This is a genomic window from Streptomyces paradoxus (assembly GCF_014202475.1).
Classification (GTDB): domain Bacteria; phylum Actinomycetota; class Actinomycetes; order Streptomycetales; family Streptomycetaceae; genus Streptomyces; species Streptomyces paradoxus.
The window spans coordinates 820,545-843,217 of record NZ_JACHGV010000002.1; the positions used below are offsets into that span (position 1 = coordinate 820,545).

General features: G+C 72.3%; 20 protein-coding genes, 2 tRNA genes and 1 pseudogene. 16 read left to right on the forward strand and 7 right to left on the reverse strand.

Annotated elements, in window-relative coordinates:
• Positions 1 to 151: 151 nt before the first annotated feature.
• The 7 genes from HNR57_RS08575 (at position 152) to HNR57_RS08605 (ending at position 6,630) form a co-directional block, all read left to right on the forward strand.
• A complete protein-coding gene (locus HNR57_RS08575; protein ID WP_184558480.1) occupies positions 152 to 1,105 on the forward strand; it encodes a phosphatase PAP2 family protein in 954 nt (317 codons plus the stop codon).
• Positions 1,056 to 2,195: a hypothetical protein gene (locus HNR57_RS08580; protein ID WP_184558481.1), complete on the forward strand. Its 1,140-nt coding sequence runs from the start codon at positions 1,056 to 1,058 to the stop codon at positions 2,193 to 2,195. Before HNR57_RS08575 ends, HNR57_RS08580 begins: the two co-directional genes overlap by 50 nt.
• A complete protein-coding gene (locus HNR57_RS08585) occupies positions 2,186 to 3,778 on the forward strand; it encodes an amino acid adenylation domain-containing protein (protein WP_184558482.1) in 1,593 nt (530 codons plus the stop codon). The genes HNR57_RS08580 and HNR57_RS08585 overlap by 10 nt, the downstream gene beginning before the upstream one ends.
• Positions 3,775 to 5,106 (forward strand): AAA family ATPase, encoded by a 1,332-nt coding sequence (locus HNR57_RS08590; protein ID WP_184558484.1) that lies wholly within the window; start codon positions 3,775 to 3,777, stop codon positions 5,104 to 5,106. The genes HNR57_RS08585 and HNR57_RS08590 overlap by 4 nt, the downstream gene beginning before the upstream one ends.
• 358 nt (positions 5,107 to 5,464) lie before the next feature.
• The gene (locus HNR57_RS08595) at positions 5,465 to 5,833 is read left to right on the forward strand and encodes a DUF8844 domain-containing protein (protein WP_184558486.1); all 369 of its coding nucleotides are present in this window, start codon (positions 5,465 to 5,467) and stop codon (positions 5,831 to 5,833) included.
• A 136-nt stretch (positions 5,834 to 5,969) separates the two neighbouring features.
• On the forward strand, positions 5,970 to 6,566 hold the full coding sequence (locus HNR57_RS08600; RefSeq protein WP_184558488.1) for a bifunctional DNA primase/polymerase: 597 nt from the start codon (positions 5,970 to 5,972) through the stop codon (positions 6,564 to 6,566).
• Positions 6,557 to 6,630, forward strand: a tRNA-Lys gene (locus tag HNR57_RS08605). The genes HNR57_RS08600 and HNR57_RS08605 overlap by 10 nt, the downstream gene beginning before the upstream one ends.
• 88 nt (positions 6,631 to 6,718) lie before the next feature.
• Here HNR57_RS08605 and HNR57_RS08610 read toward each other — a convergent pair.
• Positions 6,719 to 7,984 (reverse strand): M6 family metalloprotease domain-containing protein, encoded by a 1,266-nt coding sequence (locus HNR57_RS08610; RefSeq protein ID WP_184558897.1) that lies wholly within the window; start codon positions 7,982 to 7,984, stop codon positions 6,719 to 6,721.
• 307 nt (positions 7,985 to 8,291) lie between these two features.
• Here HNR57_RS08610 and HNR57_RS08615 point away from each other — a divergent pair, with 307 nt between their 5' ends.
• Positions 8,292 to 10,157, forward strand: coding sequence for a putative bifunctional diguanylate cyclase/phosphodiesterase (locus HNR57_RS08615; protein WP_184558490.1), 1,866 nt, complete (start codon positions 8,292 to 8,294; stop codon positions 10,155 to 10,157).
• On the opposite strand, the gene HNR57_RS08620 is transcribed toward HNR57_RS08615, so the two are convergent.
• The 4 genes from HNR57_RS08620 to HNR57_RS08635 form a co-directional block, all read right to left on the reverse strand.
• Positions 10,127 to 11,224, reverse strand: coding sequence for an LLM class flavin-dependent oxidoreductase (locus HNR57_RS08620; RefSeq protein WP_184558492.1), 1,098 nt, complete (start codon positions 11,222 to 11,224; stop codon positions 10,127 to 10,129). The genes HNR57_RS08615 and HNR57_RS08620 overlap by 31 nt on opposite strands.
• A gap of 97 nt (positions 11,225 to 11,321) precedes the next feature.
• A complete protein-coding gene (locus HNR57_RS08625; protein WP_184558494.1) occupies positions 11,322 to 11,591 on the reverse strand; it encodes a hypothetical protein in 270 nt (89 codons plus the stop codon).
• 491 nt (positions 11,592 to 12,082) lie between these two features.
• Positions 12,083 to 12,814, reverse strand: coding sequence for a maleate cis-trans isomerase family protein (locus HNR57_RS08630; RefSeq protein ID WP_184558495.1), 732 nt, complete (start codon positions 12,812 to 12,814; stop codon positions 12,083 to 12,085).
• Positions 12,811 to 13,626, reverse strand: coding sequence for a maleate cis-trans isomerase family protein (locus HNR57_RS08635; protein WP_184558497.1), 816 nt, complete (start codon positions 13,624 to 13,626; stop codon positions 12,811 to 12,813). Before HNR57_RS08635 ends, HNR57_RS08630 begins: the two co-directional genes overlap by 4 nt.
• Before the next feature lie 197 nt (positions 13,627 to 13,823).
• On the opposite strand from HNR57_RS08635, the gene HNR57_RS08640 reads away from it, so the two are divergent.
• Both HNR57_RS08640 and HNR57_RS08645 read left to right on the forward strand, forming a co-directional pair.
• The gene (locus tag HNR57_RS08640; protein ID WP_184558499.1) at positions 13,824 to 14,771 is read left to right on the forward strand and encodes a D-2-hydroxyacid dehydrogenase; all 948 of its coding nucleotides are present in this window, start codon (positions 13,824 to 13,826) and stop codon (positions 14,769 to 14,771) included.
• An 18-nt stretch (positions 14,772 to 14,789) separates the two neighbouring features.
• Positions 14,790 to 16,202, forward strand: a complete 1,413-nt coding sequence (locus HNR57_RS08645) for an amidase (RefSeq protein WP_184558500.1) — start codon at positions 14,790 to 14,792, stop codon at positions 16,200 to 16,202.
• Here the strand turns inward: HNR57_RS08645 and HNR57_RS08650 are convergent.
• Positions 16,183 to 16,677 carry a DUF3830 family protein gene (locus HNR57_RS08650; protein ID WP_184558502.1) on the reverse strand — a complete coding sequence of 165 codons (495 nt, stop codon included), beginning with the start codon at positions 16,675 to 16,677 and terminating at the stop codon, positions 16,183 to 16,185. The genes HNR57_RS08645 and HNR57_RS08650 overlap by 20 nt on opposite strands.
• Positions 16,678 to 16,784: 107 nt before the next feature.
• On the opposite strand from HNR57_RS08650, the gene ehuB reads away from it, so the two are divergent.
• The 6 genes from ehuB (at position 16,785) to HNR57_RS08680 (ending at position 21,019) form a co-directional block, all read left to right on the forward strand.
• A complete protein-coding gene (ehuB, locus tag HNR57_RS08655) occupies positions 16,785 to 17,726 on the forward strand; it encodes an ectoine/hydroxyectoine ABC transporter substrate-binding protein EhuB (RefSeq protein ID WP_246554328.1) in 942 nt (313 codons plus the stop codon).
• Complete coding sequence (ehuC, locus tag HNR57_RS08660) at positions 17,723 to 18,439, forward strand: ectoine/hydroxyectoine ABC transporter permease subunit EhuC (RefSeq protein WP_184558504.1); 717 nt, start codon at positions 17,723 to 17,725, stop codon at positions 18,437 to 18,439. The genes ehuB and ehuC overlap by 4 nt, the downstream gene beginning before the upstream one ends.
• Entirely contained in the window at positions 18,436 to 19,086 is a 651-nt protein-coding gene (gene ehuD, locus HNR57_RS08665; RefSeq protein WP_184558506.1) for an ectoine/hydroxyectoine ABC transporter permease subunit EhuD, read from the forward strand. The genes ehuC and ehuD overlap by 4 nt, the downstream gene beginning before the upstream one ends.
• The gene (ehuA, locus tag HNR57_RS08670; RefSeq protein ID WP_184558508.1) at positions 19,076 to 19,873 is read left to right on the forward strand and encodes an ectoine/hydroxyectoine ABC transporter ATP-binding protein EhuA; all 798 of its coding nucleotides are present in this window, start codon (positions 19,076 to 19,078) and stop codon (positions 19,871 to 19,873) included. Before ehuD ends, ehuA begins: the two co-directional genes overlap by 11 nt.
• A 208-nt stretch (positions 19,874 to 20,081) precedes the next feature.
• Positions 20,082 to 20,840 carry an IclR family transcriptional regulator gene (locus HNR57_RS08675; protein WP_184558510.1) on the forward strand — a complete coding sequence of 253 codons (759 nt, stop codon included), beginning with the start codon at positions 20,082 to 20,084 and terminating at the stop codon, positions 20,838 to 20,840.
• A 105-nt stretch (positions 20,841 to 20,945) separates the two neighbouring features.
• A tRNA-Lys gene (locus HNR57_RS08680) sits at positions 20,946 to 21,019 on the forward strand.
• Here the strand turns inward: HNR57_RS08680 and HNR57_RS08685 are convergent.
• Positions 20,985 to 22,651: pseudogene (locus HNR57_RS08685) on the reverse strand (long-chain-fatty-acid--CoA ligase). The gene HNR57_RS08680 and the pseudogene HNR57_RS08685 overlap by 35 nt on opposite strands.
• Positions 22,652 to 22,673: the final 22 nt, after the last annotated feature.

Below are 22,673 nucleotides of genomic sequence, written 5' to 3' on the forward strand. Positions count from 1 at the left end.
CCTCCATCATCGCGCACGCCCCCCGCGGGCAACCCGGGGGGCGATCTCTGCGTCTTTGAGGGCCGAAGGCGCCCCCCGGGGCGCGGGTCCACACCGTAAAGTGGCACGGCCGAACGGGCTACGCGTGATGACGAAGGGGGAGGACGATCGGATGCAGCACACCGAGACACCGGGCACCGAGGCGGCCCCCGCGCCCAGGCTGCGCTGGTGGACCGAGCTGCCGCTGATCCTTCTGGTGTACGGGTTCTACTCGGCCGGCCGGCTCCTCGCCCGCGGTGACGTCTCCGGTGCCGTCGACCACGGTCTGGCGCTCCTGCGCTTCGAGAAGGCGCTGTACCTCAATTTCGAGCACCCGCTCAACCGCCTCTTCACGCGCGAGGCCTGGATAGGCATACCCGCCGACTTCTGGTACGCGTCGCTGCACTACCTGGTCACACCGGCGGTCCTGGTGTGGCTCTTCCGTTCCCGGGCCGTGCGCTACCGCGCCGCGCGCACCTGGCTCATGACGTCCACCCTCATCGGTCTGATCGGCTTCACCCTGCTGCCGACCTGCCCGCCCCGGCTCCTCGACGCGAGCCACGGCTTCGTGGACACGATGGCGCAGTACAGCTCGTACGGCTGGTGGGGCGGCGCCGCGAGCGCGCCGCGCGGCATGGGGGACATGACCAACCAGTACGCGGCGATGCCGAGTCTGCACGTGGGCTGGGCCCTGTGGTGCGGAGTGATGCTGTGGCGCTTCGGCGGTACGCGCATGACGAAGACGGCCGCCGTCGCCTACCCCCTGATCACGACGATCGTGGTCATGGGCACCGCCAACCACTACTTCCTCGACGCGGTGGCGGGCGCGGCCGTCATGGGTGCCGGACTGCTGCTGACCCCCGCCGTGATGCGCACCGCGGACCGCGTCAAGTCACGGTTCGTGCCGCGCGTCGCACCGGTCGCGGCGGACTCTTCCGCCGCGGGTTCCTCGATTGTCAGTGCCGGATGCCAGACTTCCGCGGGTGAGCGAATTCCACGGCAGCGCGAGTCGCGGTTCGAAGACGGAGCCGAGCCGGGTGCCTCTCCCAAGGACGCGGGGGACGGCGCTCCGGCAGCGGCTCGCTGAGCTGCGCGGGCCCGACGTACCCGCGAAGGCACTGGACGCGCGGGCCCTGGCGGCGCTGGCCGCCAACCCCGGTTGTGCGCGGCGCGCGATCCTCGACGGCGCCGGGGTGAACAAGACGGCCCTGGCGAGCGCGCTGGGTTCGCCGTCGGCGTTCGGGCAGTCGCAGTTCGCGCTCACCAGAGGCAACGCCTTCGAGGCGAAGGTCAAGGCCGACGGTGGCGCGGAGCTGCTGCGGCTGGTGCACGAGAAGCTCGACCGGTCCGCCGAGCCGCCCTCCGACGCGCGCGTGCCCGACCTGACGGCGACCGGCCCCCAGGGACGCACGGCCCGTACGGAGCTGGAGCTGCGCGAGGCCGCCGCGCATCCGGGCGCGTGGACGCTGCTCGACCATCCGATGCTCGCGCTGGACGTCGCGGGCTCCCCCGCGTTCCTGGAGCCGGACGCGGTGGTGGTGCATCCGGACGGCGGCTGGACGGTCGTGGAGATCAAGTCCTTCCCCCTGCTGGACGGTTCGGCGGACCCGGCGAAGGTCGGGGCGGCCGCCCGGCAGGCGGCGGTGTACGTGCTGGCCCTGGAGGAGGTCGCGGCACGTCTCGGCGCGGAGCGGGGCGGGGCGCCGGCCCCGCAGGTGCGGCACCGGGTCCTGCTGGTGTGCCCCCGGGACTTCTCCAACCTGCCGGCCGCGTCCGCCGTCGACATCCGCAAGCAGCGGGCGGTCACGGCCCGTCAGCTGGCCCGGCTGACCCGCATCGAGGACATCGCCGACGCGCTCCCCGAGGGCACCTGCTTCTCGCCCGAGCTGCCGGCCGAGGAACTGACGGCGGCCGTGGAGTCGGTCCCGGCGACGTACGCACCCGAGTGCCTGTCCGCGTGCGAACTGGCCTTCCACTGCCGGGCCCGGTCCCGCCAGGAGGGCGCGGTGACCACGCTCGGGCGTCCGGTCCGGGCGGAGCTGGGCGGGCTGACGACCGTGGAGCAGGTCCTCGCGGCCGCGCGCGGCGAGGCGGGCGATCCCGACGACCCGGCCGTGGCGGCCCTGCGGCGGGCGGCCGCCCTGCGCGCCGAGGCACTGGAGGCGGCGTGTCGCTGATCTCCACCCTGGCCCGCCTCGAAGCCGTCAGCACGGGCCGGGCCCAGCCCGCCGCCACCGTCCGGCACCGCCACCTCGGCGACCGCCCGCTGGTGTTCGTGCCGCTGATCACCGCCGGTGAGGCCGGTGCCCCGCTCGGCGCGCTGGTCGGCACCGACCGGGACGCGCCGCGCCTGCTGGCCGTCCCGCAGCCCCGCGACCGCGACCTGAGGTTCGCGTTCCTGGCCGAACTGGCCGACATCGTGCTGCCGTACGTGGACGGGTACGCCGAGACCGTGGAGGCCGCGGAGCGCACCGAGACCGACCCGGAGACCGGCAAGCGCGTCAAGGTCGAGGTCGATCTGTGCGCGGACGCGCCGCAGCTGATCGTGCCGAGCCGTGCCGGCATCGACCTGGTGCGGCTGCTCGGGCGCTCGATGCGGTTCCGGCGGACGGCCGAGCAGGACCCGGAGGCTCCCTATCCGGCGCCGCCCCGGGTACCGCTGCTCGGGCGGTGGCTGACGCACTTCGGGGAGCGGGCCCGGGTGCCCGGCTCCTCGCTGCTGCTGGCGATGACCGACGTGCTGGGCCGGCACTGGGTGACTGGGCAGTCCACCCTGGAGGACCAGCACCTGGGGGCGCTGCTCGCCTGGATCGACCCGCCGGAGGGCGTCACCGGCGCGGAGGCAGCGCTGCGGGCCGAGCTGGAGCGGGACGAGCAGGGCCAGCTGACGTGCCCGCCGGCCGGCCCGGCCACCGACCCGGCGTTCGACAACAAGCTGCTCGCCCCGGCCATCGAGCGCTACGACCGGGCCCGCACCGCCCTCGCCGCCGCGGAGGACGGTCTGGAGGCGGACGACCGGCTCGGTGCGCTGACCGCCGCCGAGCGGGAGATCCGCGACCTGGTGCTCAGCCGCACCCGGCCCACCTGGGACGCGGTCTGGCGGGGCCTGGACCTGCTGCGGGAGCTGCCCGAGGGGGCGCGGGTCGAGGAGCGGTGGACCCGCGACCGCTGGTCGTTCACCGGCCACCGCGACCGGGTGCTGGCCGGTGAGCCCCCGCAGCCGCGCCGCGACGACGCGGTCACCGCGGCGAACAAGCTCGCCACGCGCGAGCGCGAGCAGGCCCGGCTGGAGGCGCAGGAGGCCCTCGACGATCCGCTGGTGATGGCGGGCCGGCGGCTGTCCGGGGAGGCGTTCGCGGGTGAGGTCACCGATGTCGTGATGGCGTACAGCGACGGCAAGCGGCCGAGCCCGCGCCCCCTGGTCACGGTCCGCACGGACGACCGGCCGCAGCTCGGCGAGCGGACGAAGGTGTACCGGTCGCTGGGCGGGAAGCCGCAGTCGGCGGAGTTCGTGGCGGCCGAGGAGGACGGCGCGTGCGTCGTGCTGCGGGTCCTCGACAAGATGGGCCGCGGCAAGGAGCCCGAGCCGGGCTCGGTGCCGGAGAAGGGCGACCGGGTGTGCTTCACGCTCTTCGAGCACGAGCAGCGGGGCGGCGCGAAGCTGCCCGACCCGGAGGAGACGCCGTGGACGCACGGCGGTCCGCCCGGTGAGGCGGCCCTGGAGGCGGCCGACCCGGTGACCGAGGAGGATGTGCTGTGACCACGGTGTTCGACCCCTCGGCCGCCGCGGCGCAGGCCACCGACGCGATCCTGCGCGACACCCTGCACGGCACCGCGCGCGGGGTCGTCGTGGACTCCCCGCCGGGCGCGGGCAAGTCCACGCTGGTGGTCCGCGCGGCTCTGGAACTGGCGGAGGCGGGCCACCCGTTGATGGTGGTCGCGCAGACCAACGCCCAGGTCGACGATCTGGTCCTGCGGCTCGCCGAGAAGAACCCGGAGCTACCGGTGGGCCGGCTGCACAGCAGCGACGCCGACCCGTACGACAAGGCGCTCGACGGCCTGGAGAACGTACGCAAGTCGGCCAAGGCGGCCGACCTCGCCGGGCTGTCCGTGGTGATCTCGACGGCGGCGAAGTGGGCGCACGTCAAGGTCGACGAGCCGTGGCCGTACGCGATCGTCGACGAGGCGTACCAGATGCGCTCGGACGCGCTGCTCGCGGTGGCCGGGCTGTTCGAGCGGGCGCTGTTCGTGGGCGATCCGGGGCAGCTCGATCCGTTCGCGATCGTGGGCAGCGAGCAGTGGGCTGGCCTGGCGTACGATCCGTCGGCCTCGGCGGTGACGACGCTGCTCGCACACAACCCGGAGCTGCCCCAGCACCGCCTGCCGGTCTCCTGGCGGCTCCCGGCGTCGGCGGCGCCCCTGGTCTCGGACGCGTTCTACCCGTACACGCCGTTCCGCAGCGGCACCGGCCCCGGCGACCGGACCCTGGCCTTCGCTGTGCCGTCGGACGGCTCGGGCCCCGACCGGGTGATCGACGAGGCGGCCGCCTCCGGCTGGGGCCTGCTGGAGCTGCCCGCCCGGCACACGCCGCGCACGGACCCGGAGGCGGTGCGGGCGGTGGCGACGGTCGTACGGCGCCTGCTGGACCGGGCGGGTGCGGCGACCTCGGAGCTCCCGGCCCCCTCGCCCCTCACCGCCGACCGGATCGCCGTCGGCACGGCCCACCGGGACCAGGCGGCCGCGGTCCGCGCGGCCCTGGCCGGCCTGGGCGTCACCGACGTGGTCGTGGACACGGCGAACCGGCTGCAGGGCCGGGAGTACGACGTCACGGTGGTCCTCCACCCCCTTTCCGGCCGCCCCGACGCCACGGCCTTCCACCTGGAAACGGGCCGCCTCTGCGTCCTGGCCTCCCGCCACCGGCACGCCTGCATCGTGGTCTGCCGGGCGGGGGTGACCGACCTGCTGGACGACTATCCGTCGACGGAGCCGGTGCAACTGGGGACGGTGGTGAAGTTCCCGGACGGCTGGGAGGCGAACCACGCGGTGCTGGCACACCTGGCGGAACACCGAGTGACCTGGCGACCATGACCGGCACCACAAGCTGCGCCCTCCCCACCGCCGGCCGGAGGCCGGCACGCCGCCGGAGGCGGCCGATGAAAACAGCCCGGACGGCTGGGAGGCGAACCACGCGGTGCTGGCACACCTGGCGGAACACCGAGTGACCTGGCGACCATGACCGGCACCACGGGCTGCCCCCTCCCCACCGTGATCTGGCCGGAACACGGCGCCTCCCCGAAGCCGTGACGAACACCGGGTGGTGGGGCGGCCGTACCCACTACCGCGATGCCCACTTGCGCGCCCGCGAGACAATGGACGGTGGCCCACTCCACCTGGGAGTCCCCCGCCCGCGGGGGAGGGCCAGCGCGACGTACGAGGAGGAGAAGACATGGCGGAGCCCACGCCGCGTCGGAACGAACCGCGGCTACGCCCCGCGCCCCTGCTCTTCGAGCCCGCGGAGGCGGCCTCCGACCCTGAGCACTTCTTCGACCTCGAGTCGATCGACGACCCCCGGGCCCTGCTGGCCCGGGCGACGGAGCTGACGCTGGCGTTCCGGGCCGCGGCGGACCGGGCGGTGGAGTTCCAGGCGATGGCGGCGGCCCAGCTGGCCGACCCGCGGAGGTTCGACCGGCTGACGACGGCGGACATCGCCGAGCGGGCCGAGTGGACCGAGGACTACGCCAAGAAGATGGTCGAGTTCGGGCGGGATCTGATGCGGGGCGGCGCCGAGGGCCGGGGGCCCGGCGAGACCGAGTAGAACAAGCCCTTCCCGATACCCTTCCCGATCACCTGGCATATGCCAGGCGGGCAAGATACTCCCTCCCACCCCCTCCTGTCCCGTTTTCCCGCAACCCTCGGGAACCGGGCGCTCACGGCGGGTAGACCTGGGTGCCATGAGCAGCTCATGGAACGCCTCCGATGTCACCCCGCACGGGGCCGCCTGGCTCGCCTCGGCAGGAACGTATCCGCGAAGCACGCTCGCCCTGTGGGAGGAACGGCCGGACGCACCGGTCGTGCTGCCCTGCGGGGCCGTCTTCGACGTCGTCAGCGCTCCCGCGATGTTCGGCCGGCGGATGCTCGACCGGCTGTGGGACGACGGCCCGGGCTCGGGCCCGGTCGCGGAGTTCCGCGGGCGGATCCTGCTGTTCGCCGCCCCGGGGACGGCTCAGCGGCTCCCCGCGCTGCTGGAATGGGAGGAGTGGGGCGCGCGGGACCGCCGGGAAACCACCCGTACGGACGCGGTGCCGCTGCTGCTCTGCCACGGCACCGGCGACGCCGTGACCGTCCCCGCGCCCTCGGGGAGCGTCTCCCCCGTCCGCCGCTCGGCGTCCCGCTGGCTGGTCGCCCCCGACACCCGTCAGCCCTGGCTCCCCGGCCCCGAGGTACTGCTCTGGGCGGCCGTCCGGGCGGCCCGCTCAGCGGTTCGGATTTCGATTTTTCCTCCCGCCGACCAGGATGCTAAGGTCTACGACGTCAGCAGGCGCCGCTAGCTCAGTTGGTTAGAGCAGCTGACTCTTAATCAGCGGGTCCGGGGTTCGAGTCCCTGGCGGCGCACAGACGGTGAAAGGCCCCTCGCGAAAGCGAGGGGCCTTTCGCGTGCCCGCGGAACTCCGTACCACGGCACTCCGCGCCCCGAAACCCGTCAGCGCCCCACCGCGATCTTCACCGTCCACGCCCCGGAGACCGTGCGCCCCTCCACCTTCACCCGCACGTCCTCCCCCGGCACCGTGAAGCTCTCCCCGATGCCGATCGGTGCGTCCGCCAGGGGCGGGTAGACGGAGTCCTCCCAGCACGCGTCCGTACGCGGATGGGCGTCGATCACTTCGATGGGCCCGCCCCCGGACTGCGCCCCGTTCCGCACCCGGTACACGAGCACCCCCTGCCGGCACGTGGCCACGTCGTTGCCCACCGGCCCGCGCGCCTCCAAGGCGAGCACGCTGTCCGGCCCGGTCCGCACCACGGCGAGCTTGGCGCCCCGCCCGAGGCCGAAGGCCGGCGCCCCCGCGGTCCCCGTCGCCGGCACCCCCGGCCCCGCCGCCAGCGGCTCCAGGGTCAGCCGGGCGCGCCCGGCACCCTGCACGCACCGCACCTGCCGCAGATCCAGCCAGCCCAGCTTCCACTTGTGCCAGGCGAAGAGGTCCGGGGCGAGTCCGAACTGGCTGCCCATCAGGTCCCAGTCGCCGACGTGCGTGTCCCAGTCGCCCTTGCCGTCCGCGGGCCGGTGATACAGGTCGGGCAGGTCGAACACGTGCCCGGTCTCGTGGGCGAGGACGAGCCGGTCCGGCGGGTGCTGCTCGAACACCGTGACGATCCGCCGCAGGTCGGTGCCGTCGGCCCGCAGCGGGCTCGTCAGGTTCACCACTTTGGTCGCGTCGGAGTCCACGCCGGGCGCGTCCGGGTCGGCGACCAAGTACACGACGTCGTAGCGCGAGAAGTCCACCTGCGGGTCGGCCACGGAAAGGGCGTCGCGCAGGTAGGCGGACCGATGCCGGGGGCTCCAGTCGCGCCGTATGTCGTACGCGGTGGACGACTGCGGCATCTGGATCCAGTGCCGCATCGCGTGCGGGCGCAGGGTGAAACGGCCGTAGGAAGCACGTTCGAAGAAGCGGGTGGTGGCCGGGAAGTGGTCGGCGGTCAGCTCCTGCGGCGTGGTCAGCGGATGGGCGTCCGGGAAGGACAGGAAGACCATCACCGCGTCCAGGGTCCGGGCCGGACGCGGATAGGCGGCGTTCCAGGTGTCCAGGCCCTCCGAGTGGTGGGCGTCGGTCCGGGTCAGGGCGCAGGGCGCGGCCGAGTCTTGCTCGGCGGCCGAGAGGCCGGTGCCGAGGGAGGTGGCGGCGAGCGCCGACATGGTGGTGAACACGGCCGCGGTGCTGCGCAGTCGGGCGCGCGGAAACGGATGCGGCACGAGTACCTCCGGGTGAGGATCGCGGGACACCGCACCCAGCCTGTGGCGATTTGTCGTACTGCGCCCTGTTTGCCTGCACCGGTCGGGTGAAGGGGGCGAAAAATCGCGGAAGCCGACACCCCCGAAGCACTCACAGAACGTCACAACTGGTCGGCGGCCTGAAGAAGCCGTCCAGGCGCGTGCAGAAACGATCTGGCAGAAGGGCCGGTTGGCCGGGAAGACTGGACACCGGCTGGAAGGCCCACGGGCCAGCCTCTATGATCGGCACACTTTCCTGACCTTTCCTGCACGGACAGAGATCGAATACATGCGGGAGCGAGCGGTGAGCGGAACCTTCGAAAGGCCGGCGCCCGCGGCAGACCTGGACCGGCCGGTCGTCACAGAGAGTGAGATCGACACGTCTCCCCGTACCGAGCCCCCGTCCCGGCTGCCCTACCGCTCCGTCTTCGCGGCCGCCCCGCTCGCCATGGCCGTCGTGGACCGCGAGGGCACGGTCGTCAGCGCCAACGACTCGCTCGCCACGCTGCTCGGCGGCAGTCCGGACGGGCTCGCCGGGTCGGTCGCCGCCGACCTGGTCGACCTCACCTCCGACGCCCGCACCTGGCACGCCTACCGCGAGGTGCTGCGCGGACGGCAGTCCCGGCTGCGCTGCACGCGCCGGCTCAAGCACCCCGACGGGCGCTCGCTGTGGGTGCAGGTGACGGTCGCCCCGCTGTCGGCCGAGGACGACGGTGTGCTGCTGTCCGTCGCCGACATCAGTGCCCGCCGGGAACTCCAGGCCCGGCTGCGGCACTTGCAGATGCACGACCCGGTGACCCGGCTGCCCAACCGCACGCTGTTCTTCGAACGGCTGTCGGCCGCGCTGGAAGCGGAGTCGTACGAGCAGAGCGGCACGGGCCGGATCGGGCTGTGCTACCTGGACCTGGACGGCTTCAAGGCCATCAACGACACCCTCGGCCACCGCGTCGGCGACCGGCTGCTGGCCGCCGTCGCCGAGCGCCTCATGCGCTGCGCGGACGAGGCCGGCCACTCACGCACGAGCATCCCCCTGGTGGCCCGGCTCGGCGGGGACGAGTTCGCACTGCTCGTCGAGGACTCCACGGGCACCGAACAGCTGGCCGAACTGGCCGAGTCGGCGCTGCGCGCGATCCAGGACCCGTTCGACATCTCCGGCCAGCGGCTGTCGGTCTCGGCGTCGATCGGCGTCGTCGAGCGGCACGCGGCCGGCACCACCCCCACCGCGCTGATGCAGGCGGCGGACACGACGCTGTACTGGGCGAAGACCGACGGCAAGGCCCGCTGGACCCTGTTCGACCCGGAGCGCAACGCGCACCGCATGACCCGCCAGGCCCTCGCCTCCACGCTCCGGCCGGCCATCGAGCGGGGCGAGTTCCAGCTGGAGTACCAGCCGCTGGTCGGCATGGAGGACGACCGGCTGCACGGCGTCGAGGCGCTCGTCCGCTGGAACCATCCGCAGTTCGGCGTCCTGACGCCGAATCGGTTCATCGGACTTGCGGAGGAGGACGGTTCGATCGTCCCGCTGGGCCGCTGGGTGCTGCGCACGGCCTGTGAGCAGGCCCGCCGCTGGCAGCTGGACCACCCCGGCGAGCCGCCGATCTTCGTCAGCGTGAACGTGGCGGTACGTCAGGTCTGGGACTCCGACCTGGTGGCGGACGTCGCGGAAACCCTCGCCGGGACGGGTCTGGAACCGCACCTGCTCCAGCTGGAGCTCACGGAGTCGGCGGTGATGGGCTCGGCGGGCCGCCCGCTGCAGACCCTGAAGGCCCTCAGCGACATGGGCGTCCGCATCGCCATCGACGACTTCGGCACCGGCTACTCGAACCTCGCGTACCTGAGCCGGCTGCCGGTTTCGGTGCTGAAGCTGGACGGATCGTTCGTGCGCGGCTTCCAGTACGACGACCGCGACGCGGCCGCCCGCGCCAACCCGGCCGACGAGGTGGTCGTCGAGGCGATGATCCAGCTCGCGCACCGGCTCGGGCTGACCGTCACGGCCGAGTGCGTCGAGACCTCGGCCCAGGCGACCCGGCTGCGCAGCATCGGCTGCGACACCGGACAGGGCTGGCTTTACTCCCGCCCGGTGCCGCCGGACCGTATCTCCGAGCTGCTGGGCACGCCGGACGTTCAGGCGGAGGCGGGCGTCGGCAAGCCGTAGGCGTCGGCGATGAGTTCGTAGGAGCGCAGGCGGACGTCTCCGCCGTGCGCGTTGGCCGTGATCATCAGCTCGTCGGCGCCGGTGCGCTTGGCGAGGTCGTCCAGGCCGGAGCGGACCTCGTCCGGGGTGCCGTGGATGACGTTGGCGTTCCAGGAGTCGACGAAGTCGCGCTCCATGGGGCTGAACTCGTGGGCCTCCGCCTCCTCCGGGCTGGGCACGAGGCCGGGGCGCCCGGTGCGCAGCCGGACCATGCTGAGGGCGGCGGCCAGCACCTGCCGGCGGGCCTCCTTCTCCTCGTCGGCGGCGAGCGCGGAGACGCCGATGAGGGCGTACGGCTCGTCGAGCACGGCGGACGGCCGGAAGGACTCCCGGTACAGGTCCAGGGCCGGGACGGTGTTCTGCGCGGAGAAGTGGTGGGCGAAGGCGAAGGGCAGCCCCAGGGTCCCGGCCAGCCGGGCGCTGAAGCCGGAGGAGCCGAGCAGCCAGAGGGGCGGGCGGTGCGGGGACTGGACGCCGCCGGGGGACGTGGCCTGGACCGGGCCGGGGACCGCGTGGATGCGGCGGTAGGGGTGCCCGTCGGGGAAGTCGTCGTCGAGGAAGCGGGTCAGCTCGGCGAGCTGGTGGGGGAAGTCGTCGGCGCCTTCGTTCAGCCGTTCCGTTCGGCGCAGGGCGGCGGCGGTGGCGCCGTCCGTGCCCGGGGCGCGTCCGAGGCCGAGGTCGATCCGGCCCGGGGCCATGGCCTCCAGCGTCCCGAACTGCTCGGCGATCACGAGCGGCGCGTGGTTGGGCAGCATCACGCCGCCCGAGCCGAGGCGGATGCGGTCGGTGTGGGCGGCGAGGTGGGCCAGGATCACGGCCGGGGACGAGGAGGCCACGCCCGGCATCGAGTGGTGCTCGGCGACCCAGTAGCGGTGGAACCCGCGGCGCTCCGCGAGGCGGGCCAGGCCGACGCTGGTGCGCAGGGCGTCGGAGGCGGTGCGGCCGGCCCCCACGGTGACCAGGTCCAGTACGGAGAGGGGGACGGGGGCGCTGCCCTGTACTGCGCCGCGTATCTCGTCTGCCGCCACGGGGGGTGCCTCCTGCTGTGGGCCGTGTGCTGTCGTGCTGTCGTTCCGGCTCTAACAGGGGACTGTCTCCGGTTATTCCCCGGGGGCGCGACGAGGGTCAGGCGGCCCGCTCCCAATCGCTGCGCACGCTGTCGTGCGGAGGTGGGCGGTCGGCCTTCTCACGGGCTCGCAGAACGGTCCACGCGAGGGCTGATGCACAGACGAGCCACCAGGGCAGCGGCCACACGGGTCCCCACCAGCGGACCCGGGGATCGAGGAGGGCGTCCACGGCGGCGGAGACCATGGCCGCGGCCATGCTCCAGCACAGCAGGCGCCCGGCCAGCTGGACAGCGCTTGCAGAGAATCTGAACCGGCCCGGTTCGGCCATCGGGAGTCCTTCACGGCACGACTGGCTGCGGACGTGGTCAGTGTGCACGGAATGGACGACGGAGGGGGAACGCGCTTTCGGTCAATCCAAGGGGCGTGCGTGACGGCGGAGTTGAGCATTCCTCAGCTTTGGCCGGGGAGTTGAAGCGCTTTTGTCCCACTCTGCACCGAAGAAGGGGTGGGACCGATTCCGGCCCGCATGGAGGACGCATCCCCGGGCACGGCACCCCTCTCCAGCCGCACCGGGGCACTCGGACTCCATGACGACCGTCTGGGCGGCAGCCCGCCTGGCAGCCACCGCGCTGGGACTTCCTCCTGGCCATGGCCGTCGGGGCCGTCACCGGCGGAGCCGTCGGCTTCGAGTTCCCCTCGGTCCTTCGCCGTGGCCGCCGGGAACGGCCCCCGTCCCGCCGCCGCATCCACCGCCCCCGCCCCCGGAACGGAGGGCGTGAGCCGTGCCGGAAGCAGAGCTCACGCTGATGCCTCCGCGCCTCACACCTGGACGATCGGCTCCCGCGTGAACAGCGCTCCCAGTTCCGGTGCGTTCACCCGGCGGTCCGCCAGGCGCAGGCCCTCCCAGACCGTGACCTGGTTGGCGGTGAGGATGGGCTTGCCGAGTTCCTTCTCCAGGGCCGGGATGTGGGCCGCCGTGTGGAGGGCCGTGTCGGGGAGGAGGAGCGCCTCGGCGTCGGGGTGATCGGAGTTCCGGGCCAGGGCGAGGAGTTCACTCTCACCCCACGTGCCGACCTCGGCGGCCGTGATGATGCCGGAGCTGTTGACCGACACGACCTCCACCCCGGCCGCCCGGAGGAACTCCGCGAACAGCTGCGCCACGTCCTCCGGGTACGTCGCACCGATCGCGACCCTGCGTACCCCCAGCTCCCGCACCGCGTGCGCGAACGCGAAGGACGTGGACGACGCCGGCATGCCGGCCGTCTGCGCCAGGGCGCGGACCTGCTCCTGCGCGCCGTCCCAGCCGTAGACGAAGCTGCCGCTCGTGCAGGCCCACACCACGGCGTCCGCGCCGGCGTGCCGCAGCTCCTGGACTCCCGCCGCGAGCCGGACGGCGGAGCCCATCTCCAACAGCGCGTCCACCCGGTGCGCGTCCTCACCGATGTCGGTGTGCACCAGGTCCACCCGGATGTCGCTGCCCAGCAACTGCTCGATGCGCGGATAGTCGTCCTCGGCGGAGTGGCCCGGGTAGAGAAATCCCAGTGCTGTCATGTCCAGCCTTCCTGCTGCTGCTCTTCTTCCGGCAGTACGGGACCGGGGTCCGCCCCCGGCGCTGCGGGACCGGAACGCGCCGCCGGATTGATCAGCGCTTGGTACGGCCCCACCGCACGGGTACCCAGTCGGCGCAGTGCCGCCCACATCGTCACTTGGTTGGCCGAGATCACCGGGATGCGCAGCTCGGCCTCCAGCTGCGGGATCACGTCGTAGGTGGGCAGGTTGGTACAGCTGATGAACAGCGCGTCGGCGTCGTCGCGGACGGCCTTTCGGGCCATGTCCACGACCTCGCGGTAGGGGACCTTCCAGATGTGCCGGGTCAGCCCCATGAAGGCGCAGCCGGAGATCGTGACGCCGGCCTGGGCGACGTAGGCCTCCAGGGACCGCGTCACCGAGACCGTGTAGGGCGTCACCAGCGCCACCCGGCGTACGTCCAGCTCCACCAGGGCCTCCAGCAGTGCGCCGGAGGTGGTGATCGCCGGTACGGCACCGGCCCGGCTCATCGCCTCGCACATCGCCCGCTCGCCCATCATGCCGCCGACGAAACTGCCGGACGTGCAGGCGTAGGCCACGACCTCGGGGGCGATCGCGTTGAGGGTGCGGACCGCCTCGCTGAGCGTCTCGTGCTCACTGACCAGGCGGGCCAGGTCGAGACTCACCTCGACCGGCACGTAGGGCGTTCGTGTCATGTGCAGGGAGACCTCGTCCGGCACCCAGCGCCACAGCTCGCGGTCGAGTGCGAAGTCGAAGGGGGCGACGACGCCGACCCCGCGCTGCGGGCCGGGCCCGCCGAGAAATGAGACGTCCATGGCAGGCATCGGCCTCACGCTGGGCAACTAGTGTGCAACGGATCGTGGGAACGCCCGTGTTGACGACGGTAGGTTCGGGTGCGAGCGTGGTCAATCCGCCCGGATCACTCCCTGGTCAACACCGGGTTAACTCGTCGTCACCGGCGGCCGCAGCAAGGTCGGCCGGCCCCGCCGAACGGCTGGAGAAACGGCTGCTCATGCCCACCCCCACCCTTCTCGTCCTGGACGCCGAACCCCTCCCCCGCCTCGGCCGCCTCACCGGTCACGCCCGTATCGAACACACCGACGCGGCGGGGCTCGCCGCACGCCTCCCGCGTGCGGATGTACTCCTGGTGTGGGACTTCACCTCGCGCGCCGTGCGGGACGCCTGGCCGGGCGAGGGCCCGCGGCCACGCTGGGTGCACACGGCCAGCGCCGGTGTGGACCACCTGATGTGTCCGGAACTCGCCGCCTCGGACACGGTGGTGACGAACGCGCGCGGCATCTTCGACCAGCCGATCGCCGAGTACGTCGCGGCGCTGGTGCTGGCGATGGCCAAGGATCTGCCGCGGACGCTGCAGCTCCAGCGGGAACGGACCTGGCGGCACCGCGAGTCGCACAAGATCGCCGGGAGCCGGGCCGTGGTGGTCGGCTCCGGGCCGATCGGCCGGGCGATCGCGCACACACTGGGGGCGCTGGACATCACGACCGCGCTCGTGGGCCGTGCCGCGCGCTCCGGTGTGCACGGCCCGGAGGACCTGGACCGGCTGCTGGCCCGCGCCGACTGGGTGATCGCGGCAGCGCCGCTGACGGACGAGACGCGGGGCATGTTCGACGTCCGCCGCTTCGGCTTGATGCAGCCGTCCGCCCGGTTCGTCAACATCGGCCGCGGCCAGCTGGTCGTCGAGGACGCCCTCGCCGAGGCCCTGGCCAAACGCTGGATCGCGGGCGCCGCCCTGGACGTCTTCGAGGCCGAACCCCTGCCCTCCGAGAGCCCCTTGTGGCAGGCACCGGACCTGATCGTGTCCCCGCACATGAGCGGCGACACCATCGGCTGGCGCGACGAACTCGGAGCCCAGTTCGTGGAGCTGTACGAACAGTGGGCGGCCGGGGAGCCGCTGAAGAACGTGGTCGACAAGCAGCGTGGGTACGTACCTGGTCACTGACGTTCCTTGGAGGGGTGGATGACCGAGCTCACCGACCTGACCGCCGTACGGCTTCTCGACGGGTACCGCAAGGGCGAGTGGAGTCCCGTGGAGGCGACGCGGGCGGCGCTGGAGCGGGCCGAGGCGATCCAGCCGGAGGTGAACGCCTTCGTCCGGCTGACCGCCGAGGACGCGCTGGAGCGGGCCCGGGAGTCGGAGGAGCGATGGCGGCGCGGTGAGCCACGCGGGCTGATCGACGGGGTGCCGGTCACCGTCAAGGACATCCTGCTGCAGCGCGGCGCGCCGACCCTGCGCGGCTCGAAGGCGGTGGACCCGGCGGCCGGGCGCTGGGACGAGGACGCCCCCTCCGTGGCCCGGCTGCGGGAGCACGGGGCGGTCTTCCTCGGCAAGACGACGACCCCCGAGTACGGCTGGAAGGGTGTGACGGACTCGCCGCTCAGCGGTGTGACGCGCAACCCGCACGACCCGTCGCGCACCGCGGGCGGGTCGAGCGGCGGCAGCGCGGCTGCCGTGGCGCTCGGCGCGGGGCCGCTGTCGCTGGGCACGGACGGCGGCGGCAGTGTGCGCATCCCGGCGTCGTTCTGCGGGATCTTCGCGCTGAAGCCGACCTACGGGCGGGTGCCGCTCTACCCTGCGAGCGCGTTCGGCACGCTGGCGCACGTGGGTCCGATGACCCGGGACGCGGCGGACGCGGCGCTGCTGATGGATGTCATCGGCCACCCGGACTCGCGTGACTGGTCGGCGCTCGCCCCGCCGCCCGGGTCGTACACCGAGGGTCTGGCCGGCGGGGTGCGCGGGCTGCGGGTGGCGTACTCGCCGTCGCTGGGCGGGCAGGTGGCGGTGCAGCCGGCGGTCGCGCGGGCGGTGCGGCGGGCGGTGGAGCGGCTGGCGGAGCTCGGCGCGTACGTCACGGAGACCGACCCGGACCTGACCGACCCGGTGGAGGCCTTCCACACCCTGTGGTTCAGCGGGGCGGCCCGGGTGACCCAGCACCTCGGCCCGCCCCAGCGGGAGTTGCTCGACCCCGGCCTGCGCGAGATCTGCGCGCGGGGCGCCCGCTACTCGGCGCTGGACTACCTGGCCGCGGTGGACGTCCGGATGGATCTGGGCCGCCGGATGGGCCGGTTCCACGACACCTACGACCTGCTCGTCACGCCGACCCTGCCGCTCACGGCGTTCGAGGCGGGCGCGGAGGTGCCGAAGGGTTCCGGCCATCGGCGGTGGACGGGCTGGACCCCGTTCACCTACCCGTTCAACATGACGCAGCAGCCCGCGGCGAGCGTGCCGGTCGGCGCCGACGGGGACGGCCTGCCGATCGGTCTGCAGCTCGTGGCCGCCCGGCACCGGGACGATCTGGTGCTGCGGGCGGCACACGCGCTGTACGAGGCGGGGGCGGCCTTTGCCGGCCGGCCTACGCCCTCCGGAAGCTGAGCGTCTCCCCCGCCGCTCCCGACCTCCACAGGTCGTTGCACGCCTCGGCCATGGTCTCCAGGCCGTCGACGACCTGGCCCCAGACGATGCCGGGGACCCAGCCGACATCGCCGTTCAGCAGCAGGTTGTTGCGCTCGTAGAACAGGGCCAGGTCGACGAGCGTGGTCCCGGCGCGGACCTCGCGGTCGTAGCCGTAGGCCTTGGTCCCCAACTCCGCCCCGGCGAAGGTGAAATAGCAGAGATCGCCGGGAATCGGGGTGATGGTCGGGTTCTCCAGGGGTGGCTCGGTTGCGGCGAAGGGCGGGAAAAGGGCGTAGATCTCGTTGCGTGCGTACTTCGCGTGGTAGACGTCCCCGGCCAGCGGAAGGGAATCCCAGACGGCCGCGCAGGTGATGGGCGCGCGGTCGTCCAGGAGCCTGGCCGTGCAGGTCACGTCGCGCTTGACCAGCGAGACTTCGATGTAGCGATCAGCCATGCCCTCCATGGGAGTGCCCGCCGCCGCCCGGGTCAAGGGCGCACGGAGCAAGTGGGGGGCTTGAAAAGACCGGAATAACTCGGACGCGGTCGGGTAGCCGCGCGCCCATGGCTCCACCACAGAGAAGCCCACACAGAAGCACACTGCGAAGTCCCGGACTCATATCCCGGCCCGCGTCAGGGCCCACACGCCGGTCGCTGCTCGCGGGGGTGGCGGCGCTCGGCGCGCTGGGCGCCACCGGATGCAGCCGGGTCGCCACCGCCTCGGACGTCAAGGGCGGTGACCTGCTCGCCCGGCTCCGGGCGACGGGCGTCGTCCGCCTCGGCATCGCCGGTGAGATCCCGTTCGGGTTCATCGACACGAACGGCGAACTGACCGGTGAGGCACCGGAACTGGCCAAGGTGATCTTCAAGCGGCTCGGCGTCGACCGGGTGCAGCCCGTCCCGACCGAGTTCGGCTCGCTCATCCCGGGCCTGAACTCCCAGCAGTTCGACGTCGTGGCCGCCGGGATGTACGTCAATCCCGAGCGCTGCGAGCAGGTCATCTTCGCCGACCCCGACTACCAGATGCTCGACGCGTTCATCGTGCGCAAAGGCAACCCCAAGGGGCTGCACAGCTACAAGGACGTCGTCGGGAAGAAGGCGAAGTTCGCCACCGGGACCGGTTACGCCGAGATCCAGTACGCCGTCGAGGCGGGGTACAAGGAGAGCGAGATCCTGATCGTCCCGGACCAGGTGGCGGGCCTGAACGCCGTCGAGGCGGGCCGCGTTGACGTGTTCGCCGGTACGGCGCTCACCGTTCGCGAGGTGGTGAAGAAGTCCGCGAAGGCGGAGGCCACCGATCCGTTCAAGCCGATCGTCGGCGGCAAGCCGCACGTCGACGGGGGCGCCTTCGCCTTCCGGCCGACCGAGACCAATCTGCGCGACGCCTTCAACGTGGAGCTGCGCAAGCTCAAGAAGAGCGGCGAACTGTTCCGCATCCTCAAGCCGTTCGGTTTCACCGAGGCCGAGATGACGGATCTGACCGCGAAGGAGCTCTGCGGCGGATGACCTCGGGACTCTGGGAACTCGTACTCAAGGGCGTCTGGGTCACGGTCCAGCTGCTCGTCTGCAGCGCCCTGCTGGGCGCCGCGGTGTCCTTCGTCGTCGGCGTGGCGCGCACCCACCGGCTGTGGATCGTCCGCTTCCTCGCGGGCGTCTACACCGAGGTGTTCCGCGGCACGTCGGCGCTGGTGATGATCTTCTGGGTGTACTTCGTGCTGCCCGTCGCCTTCGGCTGGCAGCTGGTGCCGCTGTGGGCGGGCACCCTCGCGCTCGGCCTGACCTACGGGGCGTACGGCTCCGAGATCGTGCGCGGCGCGCTGAACGCGGTCGACCCGGCCCAGAAGGAGGGCGGAATCGCCCTCAGCTTCACCCCCTGGCAGCGGCTGCGGCTGATCCTGCTGCCGCAGGCGGTGCCGGAGATGATCCCGCCGTTCTCCAACCTGCTGGTCGAACTGCTCAAGGGCACCGCCCTGGTGTCGATCATGGGCATGGGTGACCTGGCGTTCAGCGGCAACCTGGTACGCCTCGCGCTCCAGGAGAGCGCGGAGATCTACACGATCGTGCTGCTGATCTACTTCGTGATCGCCTTCGTCCTGACGCGCGGCATGCGCGGCCTGGAGCACAAGCTCAAGGCCGGTACGGGCAAGCCGGTCGGCAGCACGCCCGACCAGGAGCTCGACCGTCCGCAGACCACCGGTGTGGGAGGTGCTGTCGCATGAAGTGGGACTGGAGCGCTGTCAGCGGCTTCATGCCGGACCTCTGGGCCGGTCTGCTGGTCACTCTGCAGATCCTCGTCCTCGGCTCGCTGATCTCGTTCGCGCTGGGCCTGGTGTGGGCGCTGCTGATGCGGGTGCCCTCGCGGTGGGTGACCTGGCCGGTCGGCGCGGTCACGGAGTTCGTCCGCAACACCCCGCTGCTGGTGCAGCTGTTCTTCCTCTTCTACGTGCTGCCCGAATGGGGCGTGACGTTCTCGGCGCTGACCACCGGTGTCTTCGCGATCGGGCTGCACTACTCGACGTACACGATGCAGGTCTACCGGGCCGGTATCGAGGCCGTGCCGGTCGGCCAGTGGGAGGCGGCGACGGCACTGAACCTGCCGCTGCGCCGGACGTGGATCGCGGTGATCCTGCCGCAGGCCGTGCGCCGGGTCGTCCCGGCTCTCGGCAACTACGTCATCTCGATGCTCAAGGACACGCCGCTGGTCATGGCGATCACCGTGCTGGAGATGCTCGGCCGGGCGCGCCTGTACTCGCAGGAGCACTTCCAGTTCACCGAGCCGCTGACGGTGATCGGCGTGGCCTTCATCGTCATTTCCTACCTGGCCTCCCTTGCCCTGCGAGCCCTGGAGCGACGCCTTGCCCACTGACACTCTCCCCAATCCCGGCACCGACCCCGAGAAGACCCCCGCCGGGAGCACCGGCGAGCTGATCCGGCTGGAGCAGGTCACCAAGCGGTTCGGGAGCAACACCGTCCTGGACCACCTGGACTTCTCGGTCGACGCCGGCAAGCACGTCACCCTGATCGGGCCGTCGGGATCGGGCAAGACCACGATCCTGCGGCTGCTGATGACCCTGCTCAAGCCCGACGAGGGCACGATCACGGTCGACGGGCAGCAGCTGTTCCCGGCCTCCGACAAGCAGGTCCGCGAGGTCCGCAAGAAGATCGGGATGGTGTTCCAGCAGTTCAACCTGTTCCCGAACATGACGGTGCTGCGGAACATCACCGAGGCGCCGGTCACCGTCCTCGGCTTGTCGAAGGACGAGGCGGTGGAACGGGCCAAGGGCCTGCTGGACATGGTGGGCCTGGCCGACAAGTGCGACGCGCACCCGGCCCAGCTCTCCGGCGGCCAGCAGCAGCGGGTGGCGATCGCCCGGGCGCTGGCGATGCGCCCGCAGGTGCTGCTCCTGGACGAGGTGACCTCCGCGCTCGACCCCGAGCTGGTCGCGGGAGTCCTCGACGTCCTCAGGGACATCGCCCGCTCCACCGACATCACGATGCTCTGTGTGACCCACGAGATGAATTTCGCCCGGGACATCTCCGACCAGGTCCTGATGTTCGATTCGGGCCGGATCATCGAGTCGGGCCCGCCGGAGAAAATCTTCAGCGACCCGGAGCTGGACCGGACACGGGAGTTCCTCAGCGCAGTCCTCTGACTACGGCCGGTGAACAGGCGGAACGCCCGTCCCCTCGCCCTGGGTGGGACTGGGGCATGCTTCTGGCATATGCCAGAGTGTCATTGCCCCAGTCCGGGGCCCCGGGAATCTTGTCAACCCCCGCTCCCCGCAAGCCCTTTGCCGGTTAACCTGGAAGAGGTTCACTGACCGGATTACGGCCCAACAGCAAGCGCAGGGGGAGACCACCGTGGCGCTGAAGCACGAGCCGACCACCCCGTACCACTCGGCCCAGGAAGCCCTGCGCGTCCTGGAGACGGTGGCGCGCGGTTCCAGCGGTGTCGCCGACGCCGAGATAGCCCGCCACACCGGCATCGCACCGGAGCGGCTGACCGCGCTCCTGCGCATGCTGCGCCGCGAAGGATACGTCGAGCAGATCACCGACGGCGCGTACGTCACGGGCGAGACCCTGGCCCGCCTCGGGTCCGCCCACCACCGCGAGCAGGCCCTGCGCGACAAGCTCCAGCGCACCCTCGACCGGCTGCGCGACTCGGTCGGCGCCGCCGTCTACATGAGCCGGTACGTCGACGGCGAGATCAGCATCACCCAGTACGCCGACAGCCCGGCCGCGCCCAAGGTCAACGAGTGGGTCGACTTCCGCTCCTCGGCCCACGCCACCGCCATCGGCAAGAGCCTGCTCACCCAGCTCGACCACGCCGGCCGCCGCGACCACCTCGCCCGGCACAAGATGGCCCGCCTCACCTCGCGCACCATCACCAGCGACCGGCTCCTGCTCTCCCGCCTGGAGGCCCAGCCGCCGACCGTGCCCGTCCTGGACCTCCAGGAGTACGCGGTCGGCACGGTCTGCGCGGCCGTCCCGATCACGGCAGGCTCCTCCGTCGGCTGCCTGGCCCTGTCCCTCCCGGTCGAACACGCGCACCGCCTGCGCCAGGCCGCGGACGCCCTCAACCGCAACGCGGCACCGGTGCTGCTCTCCATGGCGATCTAGGACGTGGCCCCCCGTGCCGGGTGGTCCGGAGCACCCCCCGGCATTGGGTATTATTTTCTCCGTCGCCCGCCGCGGAACATGATTCCGGCGGCAGGCGGGAGTCATGCGCCGCTAGCTCAGTTGGTTAGAGCAGCTGACTCTTAATCAGCGGGTCCGGGGTTCGAGTCCCTGGCGGCGCACGGATGAGGGGCCTCTCGTGGGAGCGAGGGGCCCCTCAGCGCGTTCCGGATATCCCCGGTGGCCAGCCTGCGGTAGGCGCACGCCCCCCGCGGCTGCCACCACACCGGATCCCCGCAGCTCAGGCCCTCTCTCCGCAGCTTCGCTCGCTGGATCTTGTTCGTCGCCGTCACCGGCATCCGCTCCACCACCCGGACGAACCGGGGCGCCATCTTCGTCCCGAGATCGGGCTGGGCGGCGAGGAACTCCGCGAAGGTCTCCGGATCGAACGAGCCGGCGATGGCCGCCATCACCTGGTCGCCGGTGACCGGGTCCGGTACGGCGTACACACAGACCGCCTCCGCCCCCTCGTAGCGGGCCAGGATGTTCTCGATCATCGCGGCGGCCAGGTTCTCGCCGTCGACGCGGAGGCGGTCGTCGGTGCGGCCGGCGAAGTAGAGGTAGCCGTCGGGGTCGCGGTAGAAGAGGTCGCCCGTCCAGTACCAGCCGGCCCTGCGGCGTTCCGCCTCCGCCCGGGGGTTGCGCCAGTAGCCCTCGAAGGGGCTGGGGCCCCGGTTCACGAGTTCGCCGATCGCCTCGTCCCCGTTGAGCAGGCGCCCCGCCCCGTCGAAGACGGCCGCCGGGCACTCCTCGCGGGTCTCCCGGTCGAGGACGACGAGCCCGGGTGCCGCCCTGCCGACGGCGCCCGGCGGTGTGCCAGGTGACCACGCGATCGCCGCCCCGCCTTCCGACGAGCCGTAGCCCTCCACCAGCCGCACCCCGAACCGCCGCTCGAAGGCAGCCGCGTCCACCGCGCCCGCCTCCGTGCCGAAGCCCAGGCGCAGGGGGTTGTCACGGTCGTCCGGCCGGGGACCGGTCGCCAGGACGTACTGGATCGCCCGGCCCACGTACGTGAAGTACGTCGCCCCGTACCGGCGTGCGTCCGCCAGGAACCCGGACGCCGAGAAGCGGCGGCGCAGCGCCACCGTCGCACCGGTCACCAGCGCGGGCGCCCAGTCGGCGATCACGGCGTTGCCGTGGAACAGCGGCATGCAGACGTAGTGGACGTCGTCCGCGGACAGGGCGAACTGGTCCGCCAGGGAGCGGCCGGCGGCCGCCAGACGGCCTTGGGAGCAGAGCGCGGCCTTGGGGGCGCCCGTCGAGCCGGAGGTGAAGTAGAGCAGGAAGCGGTCGCGCGGGGTGGCGCGGGAGGGGTCCGGGCGGGCGTCGGCGTAGGGGGTCAGGAGCTCGTGGTACTCCGCCGTGTCCGTCACCAGCAGGCGGACTCCCGGCAGGTCCAGGCCCGCCAGCAGCGGCAGGTGGGCCCGCTCGGTGATCAGGACGCGGCACTCGGTGTGGAGGATGTCGCGGGCGAGTTCGCCGCCGCGGCGGGTGGGGTTGACCCCGGCGACCGCCGCCCCGGCCAGGGCGGCCGCGCCCAGCCACAGCGGGAACTCGGGGGTGTTGTCGAGCAGCACCCCGAGGTGGGGTTCGCCGGCCGGCGCGAGGAGGTCCGTGAGCAGTGCCGCCCGGGCCGCGGCGCCCGCCGCCACCTCGTGGTGCGTCAGGGTCCGGTCCCCCCAGCGCAGGCCCGGGCGGTCGTCGCCCCACCGGGCGGTGATGAGTTCCGCGACCGTGTTCACCCTGGAGTCCATGGGCGCGCACGGTAGTTGACGT

Coding starts and splice junctions, on each gene's coding strand:
- HNR57_RS08575 (WP_184558480.1), top strand. CDS start 152: ATGCAGCACACCGAGACACCGGGCACCGAGGCGGCCCCCGCGCCCAGG.
- HNR57_RS08640 (WP_184558499.1), top strand. CDS start 13,824: ATGCCCACCCCCACCCTTCTCGTCCTGGACGCCGAACCCCTCCCCCGC.
- ehuC (WP_184558504.1), top strand. CDS start 17,723: ATGACCTCGGGACTCTGGGAACTCGTACTCAAGGGCGTCTGGGTCACG.
- HNR57_RS08625 (WP_184558494.1), bottom strand. CDS start 11,591: ATGGCCGAACCGGGCCGGTTCAGATTCTCTGCAAGCGCTGTCCAGCTG.
- HNR57_RS08615 (WP_184558490.1), top strand. CDS start 8,292: ATGCGGGAGCGAGCGGTGAGCGGAACCTTCGAAAGGCCGGCGCCCGCG.
- ehuB (WP_246554328.1), top strand. CDS start 16,785: ATGGCTCCACCACAGAGAAGCCCACACAGAAGCACACTGCGAAGTCCC.
- HNR57_RS08645 (WP_184558500.1), top strand. CDS start 14,790: ATGACCGAGCTCACCGACCTGACCGCCGTACGGCTTCTCGACGGGTAC.
- HNR57_RS08595 (WP_184558486.1), top strand. CDS start 5,465: ATGGCGGAGCCCACGCCGCGTCGGAACGAACCGCGGCTACGCCCCGCG.
- HNR57_RS08650 (WP_184558502.1), bottom strand. CDS start 16,677: ATGGCTGATCGCTACATCGAAGTCTCGCTGGTCAAGCGCGACGTGACC.
- HNR57_RS08630 (WP_184558495.1), bottom strand. CDS start 12,814: ATGACAGCACTGGGATTTCTCTACCCGGGCCACTCCGCCGAGGACGAC.
- HNR57_RS08635 (WP_184558497.1), bottom strand. CDS start 13,626: ATGGACGTCTCATTTCTCGGCGGGCCCGGCCCGCAGCGCGGGGTCGGC.
- ehuD (WP_184558506.1), top strand. CDS start 18,436: ATGAAGTGGGACTGGAGCGCTGTCAGCGGCTTCATGCCGGACCTCTGG.
- HNR57_RS08600 (WP_184558488.1), top strand. CDS start 5,970: ATGAGCAGCTCATGGAACGCCTCCGATGTCACCCCGCACGGGGCCGCC.